This is a genomic window from Streptomyces sp. 3MP-14, from assembly GCF_006334905.2.
In the GTDB taxonomy this organism is placed as follows: domain Bacteria; phylum Actinomycetota; class Actinomycetes; order Streptomycetales; family Streptomycetaceae; genus Streptomyces; species Streptomyces triticirhizae.
The window spans coordinates 13,889-27,230 of record NZ_VDLZ02000006.1 but is presented as its reverse complement, the minus strand read 5'-3'; the positions used below and the strand labels follow the sequence as shown (position 1 = coordinate 27,230).

Sequence of the window (13,342 nt, the reverse complement as noted above, 5' to 3'; positions counted from 1 at the left end):
CCGAGGCCGGAGCGGCGGCCCGGCCGGGGCCGGTTCAGGCGCCGAACCCCTTGGCGCCCTTGATCCGCTTGGCGCCCGCGCGCAGATGCGGCGGCACCAGGTCGAGCGCCGGCTCGGTGTAGGTGACCGAGACGATCCGGTCGCCCTCGAAGGTGAAGCTGGTCAACGAGGCCAACGTGCACTGCCGGCTGCGCGGGTCGTGCCACAGCCGCCGCCGCTCCACCCAGCTGCGCAGCACCCAGATCGGCAGCTGGTGGCTGACGCAGAGCGCCTCGTGGCCGCGCGCCGCGTCCCTGGCCGCGTCCAACGCGCCCTTCATCCGCACCGCCTGGTCCACATACGGCTCGCCCCAGGACGGGCGGAACGGGTTGCGCAGATGGCGCCAGTTGGCCGGCCGGCGCAGCGCGCCGTCGCCGATGCCGAACGTCTTGCCCTCGAAGACGTTGGCCGCCTCGATCAGCCGGCCGTCCGTCGCCACCGGCACCGCCAGCGCCTTGGCGATCGGCGCCGCCGTCTCCTGCGCCCGGTCCAACGGGGAGGCCACCACATGTGTGATGTCCCGCTCCGCAACCCGTTCCGCGACCCGCTCGGCCATCCGCCGCCCCAGGTCGGAGAGATGGAAGTCGGGCAGCCGCCCGTAGAGCACACCCTCCGGGTTGTGCACCTCGCCGTGCCGCATCACATGGACGGTCGTCCGCTCGCTGCCGCTCATCGCTCCACCCGCACTCTCGCTGTCGTCGCCCCGCCGTTGTCCCCGGATATCCGCGCCGGCCGCGCCGCCGTTCGCGCTCGCCCCACTCGCCCCGCTCGCCGCCGGGCCGCCGCGCCGTTCACTGTGGCGCCTCGGCGGACGCGGCCGCCCTGGCCGCCGCCGGCAGCGCCTCGGCGATCCGCTCCAGCGCCGCCTCGTCGTGCGCCGTGGAGACGAACCACGCCTCGAACGCGGACGGCGGCAGATAGACCCCGCGCTCCAGCATCGCGTGGAAGAACGCGGTGTAGCGGTAGGTCGCCTGGGACTTGGCGGTGGCGAAGTCCGTCACCTCCGCGTCGGTGAAGAACACGGAGAACATGTTCCCCGCCGCGCTCACCCGGTGCGCCACGCCCTCCTTCGTCAACGCCTCGGCCGCCAGCTCGCGCAGCCGCGCCGAGGTGGCGTCGAGCCGCGCGTAGGCCGCGTCGTCCAGCAGCCGCAGCTGGGCCAGGCCGGCGGCCGTCGCCACCGGGTTTCCGGAGAGGGTGCCCGCCTGGTAGACCGGCCCGGAGGGCGCCAACTTGTCCATCACGTCGGCCCGTCCGCCGAAGGCCGCCGCCGGGAAGCCGCCGCCCATCACCTTGCCGAACGTGAACAGGTCGGCCTCGACGCCCTCGACGCCGAACCAGCCCTGGCGGCTGATCCGGAAGCCGGTCATCACCTCGTCCGAGATCAGCAGCGCGCCGTGCCGCCGACACAGCTCCGCGAGGCCCGCATTGAACCCGGGCGCCGGCGGGACGACGCCCATGTTGCCCGGCACCGCCTCGGTGATCACGCAGGCGATCTCGCCCGGGTGCGCCTCGAACGCCTCGGCCACGGCGGCCGGGTCGTTGTACGGCAGCACCAGCGTCTCGCCGGCCTGCGCGCCGGTGACCCCCGGGGTGTCGGGCAGCCCGAACGTCGCGACGCCGGAGCCGGCCGAGGCCAACAGGGCGTCCACATGGCCGTGGTAGCAGCCGGCGAACTTGATCACCTTGGCGCGGCCGGTGAAGCCGCGCGCCAGCCGGATCGCCGACATCGTCGCCTCGGTGCCCGAGGAGACCAGCCGCACTCGCTCGACGGGGGCGATCCGCGCCACGATCTCCTCGGCCAACTCGACCTCGCCGGGCGTCGGCGTGCCGAACGACGTGCCCCGCTCGACGGCGGCCCGCACCGCCTCCAACACCACCGGATGAGAATGGCCGAGGATCATCGGTCCCCAGGAGCACACCAGATCGACATACTCCCTTCCATCCGCGTCGATGAGATAGGGACCGGTACCAGACACCATGAACCGGGGCGTTCCACCCACGGCGCCAAAAGCGCGCACCGGAGAGTTCACGCCACCCGGGGTGACACTGGCCGCACGGTCGTAGAGCGTCTGCGAGACTGGGGCTTCGATGGATCGGGTCACGCCGTCCATGGTGACATCAGCCCCTCACAGCTCGGTGTCAGGGCGTTTCACAGCCGCCTGAGGGGGGAGGTGTCTGGAACGATGATCGGGTTTGTGCGGCGGGGTCGCGAGTAGTCAGGTGGTGACATGCAACGCGGTGGCGAAATCGGCGAGGGAACCGGGGATCTCGGGCCCGAGCCCTCACCCCGATCGCGCTCCCGCCGGGGCAGGCACCGCCGCAGAACGGACAACGGCGAGTTGGAGTTCCGTGGCAGGGGCGGCCGGATGGCCGTGACCTACAAGTACTTCGGCGCCCCCGACGGCGCCACCGCCGCGCGGGTCCCGCTCTCCATGCGCCCCGAGGAGCTGGGCGGGGACGAGCTGGGCCAGGGCATGTTCACCCGGATCAAGCCGGAGACCATGGCCGCCATGGTGCTCACCGGCATCGAGGGGATACCGCTGCACCGGGTGCCGCCGCTGGAGCTGGTGGTGCTCCACCCCGACTACGCGGTGGTGAAGTTGCCCACCACGGTGGTGGACCCGCTGCGCGGCATCGGCGACGAGACGGTCGGTGCCGCCGCCTTCATCTGGTCCACGGTGCCCGACCGCAGCGGCCCCAACGACGCGTTCGGCGTCTACCGGTTGCTCAACGAGTGGCAGGACTTCTCCCGGCGGCTCCACGAGGCCGGCCACCAGCCGTACTGCCTGGTCTGGCCCTGAGCCCTCGTTCCTGGGCCGTGTCCGGGGCCTCCGGTTTCTCGCCACCGTCCGCGTCCCCGTTCCGGTTGCCCGGCCGGCGTGGCCCCGCGCGCCGGCCCTGAGGCGTTGTGTTCCGCCCCGCCCTGCGCGTTACCCGTTTGGCGGTCGCCTGGGGTAGACATGGAGCCCTGCCAACGTCGGCCGGCTGCCGTCGGTCGGCTGCGAAGAGTCCGCTGAGGAGGCCAGGGTGCGAGGCTGGGCGAGGGTGGCGCGGAGCGCGCTGCCGGTGGCGCTGATACTCGGAGCCGTGGCCTGCACGGGCGACCTGGGCGGCGACGAGGACACCGGCGGCACCAACCCGTCGGGGAACACCGACACCACCGTCCAGCAGGGCCGCTACTCGGGCCTCCCCGAGCCGTGCGGCGCCGTTCGGCCCGAGACGCTGGCGGAGTTGCTGCCCGACGCCGAACCCGAGGTCTACGCTGGCGACCCGCTGGCCACCTATGACACGGGCCGCCGCGTCGGCTGCGACTGGCGCCATGCCGACGGCTCCGACACCCAGCGGCTGACGATCGACTTCCTGCGGGTCATCTCCTACGAGCCCGAGGTGAGCGACGACGACCAGGCGGAGCGCGACTTCGAGACGCGCGCGGCCGAGGCGGGCGTCACCATCACCGGGGAGGAGTCGGGGGACGACGGCGGCGACGCGGCCGACGGCGGCGACGAGGACGGGAACGCCGACCAGGACGACCCCTCGGCAACGGGTGGCACCACGACCGACGCCAGAGAACTGGATGGGATTGGTCACGTCGCTTTCGTCGAGGACCGTTTGACCAGCGATGATGCCGGAGATCGACGGGACGTGACGCTCGCGTTCCGCAACGCGAACGTTATCGTCACCGTGGTGTACAGCGTCTCGACCACCCGGCCGGACCCGGCGCCCGACAGCTCTCAGGCACAGGCACACGCCGAGACGGTGGCCCGGCAGTTGGCCGAGGGCCTGGACGGCTGACGCCACCGCGCCCTTTCGGCCTCCCGGCTCGCCCCGGGCGTACCGTGACGTGGCAGGGACCCACGGCCCAACGCAACGAGTGACTGGTAACGGAAGCGAAGAAGACATGGACCGTAAAGCCTCGCGACTCGCCGTCCGCCTGACGGCCCTGGCCGCAGTGCCCGTGCTGTTCGCCGCCGGCTGCTCCTCATCGGACCCGGCGCCGGAGACGGACGACTCCCAGCCGTCGCAGGAGCCGACGCCGGAGCCGGTCAGGTTCGCCGAACTGCCGGACGCCTGCGCGATGGTGAGCGGCGACACCGTCGACGCGGTCGTGCCGGAGGCCGACCCGGCGAGCGGCGAGGAACTCCAGTCCAGCAACACCACGACCTCGGGGGCCTGCCTGTGGAGCGGCCTCGACGAGTACCAGTTCCGCTCGCTGACCGTCTCGCTGCGCCGCTTCGACTCCGACCTCGCGGTGGGCAGCGGGGACGAGCGGGCCACCGCCTATCTCCAGCAGATGGTCGACGAGATCACCGGCGACGAGGCCAACCGCGAGCCCGCGGCCGAGGAACTGCCGGAGACCGGGGACGAGGCGGTCTCCATCGCCTACCAGGTCACCCGCGAGGCCGACGACGCGGAACAGGACTACACGCAGCAGCGGGTGGTCGTTCGCAGTGGCAATGTGGTGCTGACCGTCGACTACTCGGGGGCGGGCTTCGAGGGCGACGACCAGCCGGGCGCCGGCGACATCAAGGAGGCCGCGGACCGCACCGCCCAGGAGGCCGTGACCAGGCTCGACGCGGCGGGCGACGAGGCGGCGGCCGAGGGCGAGTCCGAGTCCGGTGGCGAGGGCGAGTCCGGTGGCGAGGGCGATGCCGGTGCGGACGCCGGGCCGGAGTCGGAGTCCGAGTCGGGCGACGGCGCCGAGGGCGTCGAGCCCGAGCGGGACAACTGAGCCGCTGGTCACGGGGAGTTGACGCGGTCGGCGCGTACATGACCTAGCGGGTGTGCCAGGCTGGGGCCGAGACCGGGACCTACCGCCGACCCCTGGAGAGGCACCAGCAGTGGCCGCGATCAAGCTCACCCGTGCGCATCGGATTCTCGTCGCCATCGTGTTGACGGGGGCCGTGGTCATCGCCGCCATCGGGTTCGTCGGCTCCTATGCCGCCGTCCGGGACCTCGCCGAGCGCAAGGGGTTCGGGGAGTTCGCGCCGTTCTTTCCCATCGGGGTGGACGCGGGCATCGTGGTCCTCCTCGCCCTGGACCTGCTGCTGACCTGGCTGCGCATCCCGTTCCCGCTGCTGCGCCAGTCCGCGTGGCTGCTCACCGCCGCGACCATCGCCTTCAACGGGGCCTCGGCCTGGGGCGATCCGCTCGGGGTCGGGATGCACGCGATCATTCCCGTGCTCTTCGTGATCACGGTCGAAGCGGCCCGGCACGCCATCGGTCGGGTCGCGGACATCACGGCCGACCGCCACATGGAGGGCGTGCGAATGTGGCGGTGGTTTCTCTCGCCCGTTCCCACCTTCCGGCTGTGGCGGCGGATGAAGCTGTGGGAGCTGCGCTCCTACCAGGAGGTCATCGCGATGGAGCGGGACCGGCTGGTCTACCAGGCGCAGTTGCGCGCCGAGTACGGCAGGGCGTGGCGTCGCCGGGCGCCGGTCGAGGCCAGGATGCCGCTCAAACTCGCCCGCTACGGCGTGCCGTTGCGGGACACCGCCGCCACCGGGCTCGCGGCGGCGCGGCCCCGGCCCGCCGTGGAGCGGCAGCGGACGCTGCCGGAGCGCGAGCGGGCCGACGCGACTGTCGCGTTCGGGGAGTTCCCGGGCGCGGGCGCGGCGCCGGACCCCGGCGCGGGCCGCCTCGCTCAACCCGGCGTGGCGGAGGCCGGGTTGGCGCCCGGCGGCGCCGTCGGGCGGGAGCGCGCGGCCGAGCCGGGGGCGGAGCGCGCCGCGGCGCGGCGGCCGGACGCCGTCCGGCATCCGGAGGACGGTTCGGGAGCGGCGGGCGTGGTCGAGGAGGCGGTGGAGCCGGCGACGGTGAACGGGCACTTCGGGCCGGTGTCGGCGAACGGATCGGACGAACGCGGCTGGCGGGGCCCGGCGGAGCCGGTCCCGGTGGGGGAACGGGCGGCGCCGGTCGATGAGTTCCCGGCTCCGGCGCCGGAGCCGTTGCCCGAACCCGAGCCCGAACCGGCGTTCGCCATGGCGCCCGACGAGGCCCCCGCGCCGGCGCCGGAGGCCACGGTGACGGTGCCGGTGAGCCCCGGGCGGCGCCGCGCGCTGGGGAACGCGCCCGCCGTTCCGCCGCAGGCCGCCGAGTTCGAGGGGCCGCCGGAGGGCGCCCCGCACAACGACGCGTTCTACGACGCCTATCGCCAGTACATATACGAGCAGGGCGACTTCCCCAACGCCCGCCAGCTCTCCCGTTTCCTGCACGAACGATTCGCCATCACGGACGACGACGGCACGCTGCTGAGCGAGCAGTATCTCCGGCCGTACACCCGGGGGTTCAGGGAGCGGTACAGCGCGGAGATGGGCACCGGGGTCTGACCGGCCGCCCCCGCAGCCGTGCTGTGACGCCGCGACTCCGGCGGGTAGTCCTTTCGTAGGGGGTGCGGACCCACCCTGAGGATGATGACGGAGCGTTATCGACTGCGCGATGCTGGTGACCGTCAGTGAAAGGTCGCCGGGCGTCGGGAGGTTGGGCGCCGGCCGAGGGGAGAGCCATGTCGTCCTCAGTCGTTCCACCGTGGCGCGTCGCCCGCCGCGTTCTCGCCATCGTCCGCGCGGTCACCGGCGCGTTCCACGGCGCCGCCCGGGCGCTCGTTCCGGCCGTGGTGGCGGTGGCCGCCGTCGCCCCGGGCGGCGTCCCGCGCCCGTCGGCGCCGTGTCCCCCGGCGGCCGGGCCGCCGGGGGACACGCTCGGGCGGCGGCCTCGCGGGAGGCCGGGCCCGTCAGCCGCCGAGCAGCCGCCGGATGCGGTCGGCGCCGACGGCCAGCAGCAGCGTGGGCAGCCGGGGCCCGGTCTCACGGCCGATCAGCAGCCGGTAGAGCAGCGCGAAGAAGCTCCGCTGCGCCAGCTTCAGCTCCGGCGTCGGCTTGGCGTCCGCCGGCAGCCCCGCGCGCAGCTTGGGCACGCCGTAGAGCAGCGCGGTGAGCCCGTCGAGCGACCACTGGTCGTCCAGCCCCTCCAACAGCAGCGCCAGCGAGGCCCGTTGCTCCTCGTCCAGGGAGTCCAGCAGCTCCGTGTCCGGCTCCGAGCGCACCCAGGTGCGCTGCTCCGCCGGCACCTGGGTCTCCACCCAGCGGGTTGCCCGATCCAGCCGGGGGCGCACCTCGTCCAGCGAGCGGACGGGGTTGTCGGGATCGACCTCGCTCAGGATGCGGAGCGTCTGCTCCTCGTCCCCGGTGGTGACGTCCACCACCGAGGCCAGCATCCGGTAGGGCAACGGACGTGCGGTCTTGGGCAGTTCGCCGGCCGCCGTGCCCACCGCCCGGTGGTGCGCGGCGACGTCGGCGGGCTGCGCCGTGCCGGCCGCCACCCTGCGGGTCAGCGCGTCGAACTCGTCGTAGGTGCGCTGGATCTCGGAGTCGAAGGCGATCTTGAACGCCTGGTTGGGCCGGCGCCTGGCGTAGAGCCAGCGCAGCAGCGGCGCCTCCATGATCTGGAGCGCTTCCGACGGGATGGGCACCCCGCCCCGCGAGCTGGACATCTTGGCCATGCCGCTGATCCCGACGAAGGCGTACATCGGCCCGATCGGCTGCTTCCCGCCGAAGATCTCGGAGACCAGCTGGCCGCCCACCACCCAGGAGGAGCCCGGCGAGTGGTGGTCGACGCCGGCGGGCTCGAAGACCACGCCCTCGTAGGCCCACCGCATCGGCCAGTCCACCTTCCAGACCAGCTTGCCCCGGTTGAACTCGCTGAGCTTGACGCTCTCCTGATGACCGCACGCGCAGTCGTAGCGCAGCTCGGTGGTCTCGTCGTCGTAGTCGGTCACCGTGGTGGTGTCCCGGCCGCAGACCGCGCAGTAGGGCTTGTAGGGGTAGTAGCCGGCGCTGCCCGAGCCGCCGTCGTCCTCGGTGGCCGCGCCCGAGCCCTCGACGGCCGCCAGCTCGGCCTCGTCCTCGCTGGCCGCCACGGCGGCGTCCTGGGACGCCTTGCCCTTGGTCCGGTAGCGCTCCAACACCGCGTCGATCCGGCGCCGTTCCCGCATGGCGAAGAGGATCTGCTCGCGGTAGGCGCCCGAGGTGTACTGCTCGGTCTGGCTGATGCCCCTGACCTCGATGCCCATCTCGTCCAGGGCGGCCTTCAGCGGCGCCTTGAAGTGCTCGGCCCAGTTGGCATACGGGCTGCCGGCCGGGGCCGGCACGGAGGTCAGCGGTCGGCCGATGTGCTCCTGCCAGCTCTCGTCCACACCGGGCACGCCGGCCGGCACCTTGCGGAACCGGTCGTAGTCGTCCCAGGAGACGAGGTGGACGCAGGGCACCCCGCGCCGCTTGATCTCGTCGGCCACCAGGTGGGGCACCATCACCTCGCGGAGGTTGCCGAGATGGATGGGACCCGATGGACTGAGGCCCGAGGCGCAGACGACAGGTTTGCCGGGGGCGCGGCGCTCCGCCTCGGCGATGACCTCGTCGGCGAGTCGGGAGACCCAGTCGGTCTCCATGGTGGTCTGGGCCACGGCTGGCACTTCTCCTTCTGGCTTTTGGCGACCCGGCCATTGTCCCACCCCCGCCGCGCGCCCCCGCACCGGCCGGCCGGGGGGCGGGGTCCCGGCGCGTCCGGGCGCGGCGTTCGGTTCCGTAACCGCACTTTACGATTTCCCTTTACATGACAAACACGCATCTTCCGTACAGGCGCCCTTGCTCAATTCCTCTGGTTCGACGAACCTTTCGAGCTGACGAGTGGTGAGCGCACGTATGTCATGCTCACGCCCGTTACTCAGAGCACTTCCCCCACACAGTTCGCGCTTCACCTCTTGAGGAGGACCCCTCTATGGCAGGGATGCGTATCACCCGCACCACCGCGATCGCCGCGACGGCGGCGCTCGGGCTCGGCGCCAGCGTGCTGCTCCCCACCGTGGCCTCGGCGGACGAGACGCCGGTCGACGCCCGGGCGTTGATCGCCAACGCCAACGCCCCCGGCACCGTCGACGACAGCTATCTGGTGGTGCTCAAGGAGAGCGCCGTCCGGGCCGAGTCGGCCGGCGCCGAGGCGCTCGCCGAGCGCTACGACGCCGAGATCACCAGCACCTACGACACGGTGCTCAACGGCCTGGCGGTCTCCGCCTCCGAGGAGGACGCCGTCGCCCTGGCCGCCGACCCGGCCGTGGCCGAGGTCGTGCAGAACCAGACGTTCACCGTCTCCGGCACCCAGTCGCCCGTCCCCTCCTGGGGCCTGGACCGGCTGGACCAGCCCGCGCTCCCGCTGGACGACTCCTACACCTACCCCGACCACGGCGGCGAGGGCGTGACGGTCTACGTCCTGGACACCGGAATCCGCTACACCCACGAGGACTTCGGGGGCCGCGCGGAGTTCGGGTTCGACGCCTTCGGCGGCGACGGCAGCGACGGCTACGGCCACGGCACCCATGTCGCGGGCACGGTGGCCGGCAGCGAGTACGGCGTCGCCAAGAACGCGACGGTCGTCTCGGTCAAGGTGCTTGACGACTCGGGCTCCGGCACCACCCAGTCCGTGGTGGACGGCATCGAGTGGGTCACCGAGAACGCCAGCGGCCCCTCGGTGGCCAACATGAGCCTGGGCGGTGGCGTCGACGAGGTGCTGGACGCGGCCGTCAGCGAGTCCATAGCCGCCGGCATCCCCTACGCGATAGCCGCCGGCAACGACTACGGCGCCGACGCGTCCCTCAGCTCGCCGGCCCGCGTCCCCGAGGCGATCACGGTGGCGGCCAGCTCCGAGGACGACAGTTCGGCGTTCTTCACCAACATCGGCTCCGTGGTGGACATCTACGCGCCAGGTGAGGCCATCACCTCCGCGTGGAACACCAGCGACACCGACGAGAACACCATCTCCGGCACCTCGATGGCGACCCCGCACGTGGCGGGCGTGGCCGCGCTGTATCTGGCGGACAACCCGGACGCCACGCCGGACGACGTGCTGGCCGGCCTCTCGGCCGCCGCGCTGCCCGACGCGGTGACCAACCCGGGCGCCGACACCACCGGCGACCTGCTCCAGCTGGGCTGATCCCCGGCGGCCCGGCCGAGGCCCACAACGGGCCCCGGCCGGGCCGCACGCCCGACCGTTCCCCGGGCCCGCCCGGCGCACCACGGCGCGGCCTTGGGTCAACGCCCGGCCCGGCGCGGCCCGGTCAGCGCGCCTCGCGCAGGGCCCGGGCCAGCGCGGCGGCCGGGGCCCGGCGGTAGGCCCCGTCGACGCCCCGGTCGCGGCGCGGATGCACGCGGTTGGTCAGCACCACCAGCAGCACCCCCGTGGCCGGGTCGGCCACCAGGCTGGTGCCGGTGAAGCCCCCGTGCCCGAAGGCCGTCGGCGAGGCCAACTCCCCCATGAGCGCCGGCTGGTCGAGCTGCCAGCCCAGCCCACGGGCGGCCTCGGGCCCGAGCCCCGCGTTCTGCGGCCGCAGCATCTCGGCCACCCATTCCTCGCCCAGCAGCCGCACCCCGCCGCACACACCCCCGTTGAGCAGCGCCTGCCCCAGGGCGGCCAGGTCCCCGGCGGTCGAGAAGATCCCGGCGTGGCCGGCGACCCCGCCCAGATAGTGGGCGTTCTCGTCGTGCACCTCGCCCCGCAGCACTCCCCGCCCGGTCCACGGCTGGTACTCGGTGGCCGCGCACCGCTCCCGCAGCGCGGGCGGCGGCCGGTACCCGGTGTCCGTCAACCCCAGCGGTCCGGTGACCAGTTCGGCCACCAACGCGTCCAACGGCGCGCCCGTCACCCGCTCCACCAGCGCGCCCAGCGCGATCGGCCCCAGGTCGGAGTAGCGGTACGCCGTCCCCGGCGGGTACTCCAGCGGCTGGACGCCGACCGCCGCCAGCCGCGCGGCCCGGTCGCCCGGGTGGTCACCCAGCGCGATCTCCGCCGGCCACCCCCCGGTGTGGGTGAGCAACGCCCGCGCCGAGACCTCGGGAAAGCCACCCAGCCGCCGGGAGATCGGCTCGTCGAGGTCCAGCACCCCGCGTTCGGCCAGCCGCACCACCACCAGCGCGGTGAACAGCTTGGAGAGCGAGGCCACGTCGAAGACCGTGTCCGGCGCCATCGGCACCCGGTCGCCGGCGGGCAGCTCCACCACCGCGCCGTTCCACTCCCGGTACCGGAGCGCGTGGCCGCCGGCCGCGTGCGTCACCACCACCCCGTTCCGCGCCGCCAGCACCACGAAACCGGCGAACGCCGGCTCCGGTCCTTCGAGGAACGCGGCCAGCGAGGGCACCAGTTCGGCGAGCGGCCCCGGCGCCAGCCCCGCCTCCTCGGCCGTGCCGGCGCGCAGGCCGCCCGCCACCGCGCCGCTCACGGTTCCCGACGCTCCGCCGACTCCCGACGCTCCACCGGCTCCCGGTGCACCTTGCTGTTGGACGCCTGCGCCCTGGGCCGCAACACCAGCAGATCGACGTTGACATGCGGTGGCCTGGTCACCGCCCAGGCGATGGTGTCCGCCACGTCGTCCGCCGTCAACGGCTCGGCCACCCCCTCGTAGACGCGGGCCGCGCGCTCCGCGTCGCCCCGGAACCTGGTGAGCGAGAACTCCTCGGTGTGCACCATCCCGGGCGCGATCTCGATCACCCGCACCGGGCGGTCCACGATCTCCAACCGCAGGGTCCCCGCCAGCACATGGGCGCCGTGCTTGGCCGCCGCGTAGCCGCCCCCGCCCTCGTAGGTGCCGTGCCCCGCCGTCGAGGTGACCACCAGCACCGTGCCAGCGCCGGACGCGGTCAGCGCCGGCAGCAGCGCCTGCGTCAGGTGCAGCACCCCCAGCACGTTGACCTCGTACATCGCGCGCCAGTCCGCCGGGTCGCCCTCGGCGACCGGCTCCAGGCCGATGGCGCCGCCGGCGTTGTTCACCAGCACGTCGCACCGCTCCAGCGAGGCGGCGAACGCGTCCACGGCCGCCCGGTCGGTGACGTCCAACGGCCGCGCCTCGGCGCGCCGTCCGGCGTCCCGCAGCTCCCCGGCCAGCGCCTCGATCCGGTCCCGCCGCCGGGCGGTCAACACCACCTCGTACCCCTCGGCGGCCAGCCGCCGCGCGGTGGCGGCGCCGATCCCGCTGCTGGCACCGGTGACAACGGCAAGCGGAGTGGATGACACAAGAGCCTCCTGGGTCGCGCTGAACAAACCACGCCGAAACGATCCCCCCATCATCCCCACCCGATCTCCGATCGGCCGGGCACGATCACACCGTGGTCACCCCCGGTCGGGAAACGCTGCCGGGGCAGGCCCGGCGACGGCCCTCAGAACCGGGCGCGCAGCCACTGGGCGAACTCCGTCGCCCAGTACGTCAACACCAGGTCGGCGCCGGCCCGTTTGAACGCGGTCAACGTCTCCTCGATCGCGCGCTCCCGGTCCAGCCACCCGCGCTCGGCCGCCGCCTCGACCATCGCGTACTCGCCCGAGATCTGGTAGGCGGCCACCGGCACCGTCACCCGGTCGGCGATCGTCCGCAGCACGTCCAGATACGGCAGCCCCGGCTTGACCATCACCATGTCCGCGCCCTCGGCCAGGTCGAGCGCCAACTCCCGCAGCGCCTCGCGGCCGTTGGCCGGGTCCTGCTGGTAGGTCCCGCGGTCCCCCTTCAACGAGGAGTTCACCGCCTCGCGGAACGGGCCGTAGAACGCGGAGGTGTACTTGACCGTGTACGCCAGCAGCGCCACGTCCCGGTGCCCCGCCGCGTCCAACGCCCGTCGGATGACCCCGATCTGGCCGTCCATCATCCCGCTGGGCCCGAGCACCTGGGCGCCGGCCTCGGCCTGCACCACGGCCATCTCGGCGTACCGCGCCAGCGTCGCGTCGTTGTCCACCCGGCCCTCGGCGTCCAGCACCCCGCAGTGCCCGTGGTCGGTCACCTCGTCCAGGCAGGTGTCGGCCATGACCACCAGCGCGTCGCCGACCTCGGCCCGCACCGCGCGGAGCGCCACCTGGAGGATGCCGTCCGGGTCGGTGCCCGGCGAGCCCACCGCGTCCTTCTTCGCCTCCTCCGGCACCCCGAAGAGCATCAGCCCGCTGACCCCGGCCTCGGCAGCCGCCGTGGCGGCGGCCCGCAACGAGTCCAACGAGTGCTGCACCACGCCCGGCATCGAGGAGACCGGCACCGGCCGGTCGACGCCCTCCCGGACGAAGGCCGGCAGGATCAGGTCGGCCGGGTGCGGCCGGTGCTCGGCGACCATCCGGCGCATCGCCGGCGTGGTCCGCAGCCGCCTCGGCCTGACATCGGGAAACGCGCCCTGCCCCGGCATCCCGCCGGGCTCGGGACCGAACTCCGCACTCGTTTCACGCAACGCGACCACCCACTCGACACGACCACCGATTCGTGGTCACTGGCTCACGCCGGCTCACG

General features: G+C 73.4%; 11 protein-coding genes. 5 read left to right on the top strand and 6 right to left on the bottom strand.

Annotated elements, in window-relative coordinates; genetic code table 11:
* Positions 1 to 34: 34 nt before the first annotated feature.
* Together FH609_RS10915 and hemL are read right to left on the bottom strand one after the other, a co-directional pair.
* On the bottom strand, positions 35 to 712 hold the full coding sequence (locus tag FH609_RS10915; protein ID WP_122185703.1) for a histidine phosphatase family protein: 678 nt from the start codon (positions 710 to 712) through the stop codon (positions 35 to 37).
* Positions 713 to 830: 118 nt separating this feature from the next.
* Positions 831 to 2,153: a glutamate-1-semialdehyde 2,1-aminomutase gene (gene hemL, locus FH609_RS10910; protein ID WP_139675496.1), complete on the bottom strand. Its 1,323-nt coding sequence runs from the start codon at positions 2,151 to 2,153 to the stop codon at positions 831 to 833.
* Between the two features lie 117 nt (positions 2,154 to 2,270).
* On the opposite strand from hemL, the gene FH609_RS10905 reads away from it, so the two are divergent.
* The 4 genes from FH609_RS10905 (at position 2,271) to FH609_RS10890 (ending at position 6,368) form a co-directional block, all read left to right on the top strand.
* Entirely contained in the window at positions 2,271 to 2,843 is a 573-nt protein-coding gene (locus FH609_RS10905) for a hypothetical protein (RefSeq protein ID WP_122399916.1), read from the top strand.
* A gap of 226 nt (positions 2,844 to 3,069) precedes the next feature.
* Positions 3,070 to 3,834 carry a hypothetical protein gene (locus FH609_RS10900; protein WP_139675498.1) on the top strand — a complete coding sequence of 255 codons (765 nt, stop codon included), beginning with the start codon at positions 3,070 to 3,072 and terminating at the stop codon, positions 3,832 to 3,834.
* Positions 3,835 to 3,940: 106 nt separating this feature from the next.
* A complete protein-coding gene (locus tag FH609_RS10895; RefSeq protein ID WP_139675500.1) occupies positions 3,941 to 4,771 on the top strand; it encodes a DUF3558 domain-containing protein in 831 nt (276 codons plus the stop codon).
* Between the two features lie 109 nt (positions 4,772 to 4,880).
* The gene (locus FH609_RS10890; protein ID WP_139675502.1) at positions 4,881 to 6,368 is read left to right on the top strand and encodes a DUF2637 domain-containing protein; all 1,488 of its coding nucleotides are present in this window, start codon (positions 4,881 to 4,883) and stop codon (positions 6,366 to 6,368) included.
* A gap of 404 nt (positions 6,369 to 6,772) precedes the next feature.
* On the opposite strand, the gene lysS is transcribed toward FH609_RS10890, so the two are convergent.
* Positions 6,773 to 8,500 (bottom strand): lysine--tRNA ligase, encoded by a 1,728-nt coding sequence (gene lysS / locus FH609_RS10885; RefSeq protein WP_139675504.1) that lies wholly within the window; start codon positions 8,498 to 8,500, stop codon positions 6,773 to 6,775.
* A gap of 314 nt (positions 8,501 to 8,814) precedes the next feature.
* On the opposite strand from lysS, the gene FH609_RS10880 reads away from it, so the two are divergent.
* Complete coding sequence (locus FH609_RS10880; protein WP_139675506.1) at positions 8,815 to 10,023, top strand: S8 family peptidase; 1,209 nt, start codon at positions 8,815 to 8,817, stop codon at positions 10,021 to 10,023.
* A gap of 124 nt (positions 10,024 to 10,147) precedes the next feature.
* On the opposite strand, the gene FH609_RS10875 is transcribed toward FH609_RS10880, so the two are convergent.
* From FH609_RS10875 to hemB, 3 genes are all read right to left on the bottom strand, one after another.
* Entirely contained in the window at positions 10,148 to 11,305 is a 1,158-nt protein-coding gene (locus FH609_RS10875) for a serine hydrolase domain-containing protein (RefSeq protein ID WP_193318123.1), read from the bottom strand.
* Entirely contained in the window at positions 11,302 to 12,096 is a 795-nt protein-coding gene (locus FH609_RS10870) for an SDR family NAD(P)-dependent oxidoreductase (RefSeq protein ID WP_405379174.1), read from the bottom strand. The genes FH609_RS10875 and FH609_RS10870 overlap by 4 nt, the downstream gene beginning before the upstream one ends.
* A gap of 143 nt (positions 12,097 to 12,239) precedes the next feature.
* Positions 12,240 to 13,241, bottom strand: a complete 1,002-nt coding sequence (hemB, locus tag FH609_RS10865) for a porphobilinogen synthase (protein WP_139675536.1) — start codon at positions 13,239 to 13,241, stop codon at positions 12,240 to 12,242.
* Positions 13,242 to 13,342 lie beyond the last annotated feature (101 nt).

What these genes read in the sequence shown, in the direction of transcription:
- FH609_RS10915 (WP_122185703.1), bottom strand. Translation starts at nt 712, where the DNA reads ATGAGCGGCAGCGAGCGGACGACCGTCCATGTGATGCGGCACGGCGAG.
- hemL (WP_139675496.1), bottom strand. Translation starts at nt 2,153, where the DNA reads ATGGACGGCGTGACCCGATCCATCGAAGCCCCAGTCTCGCAGACGCTC.
- FH609_RS10905 (WP_122399916.1), top strand. Translation starts at nt 2,271, where the DNA reads ATGCAACGCGGTGGCGAAATCGGCGAGGGAACCGGGGATCTCGGGCCC.
- FH609_RS10895 (WP_139675500.1), top strand. Translation starts at nt 3,941, where the DNA reads ATGGACCGTAAAGCCTCGCGACTCGCCGTCCGCCTGACGGCCCTGGCC.
- FH609_RS10880 (WP_139675506.1), top strand. Translation starts at nt 8,815, where the DNA reads ATGGCAGGGATGCGTATCACCCGCACCACCGCGATCGCCGCGACGGCG.
- hemB (WP_139675536.1), bottom strand. Translation starts at nt 13,241, where the DNA reads ATGCCGGGGCAGGGCGCGTTTCCCGATGTCAGGCCGAGGCGGCTGCGG.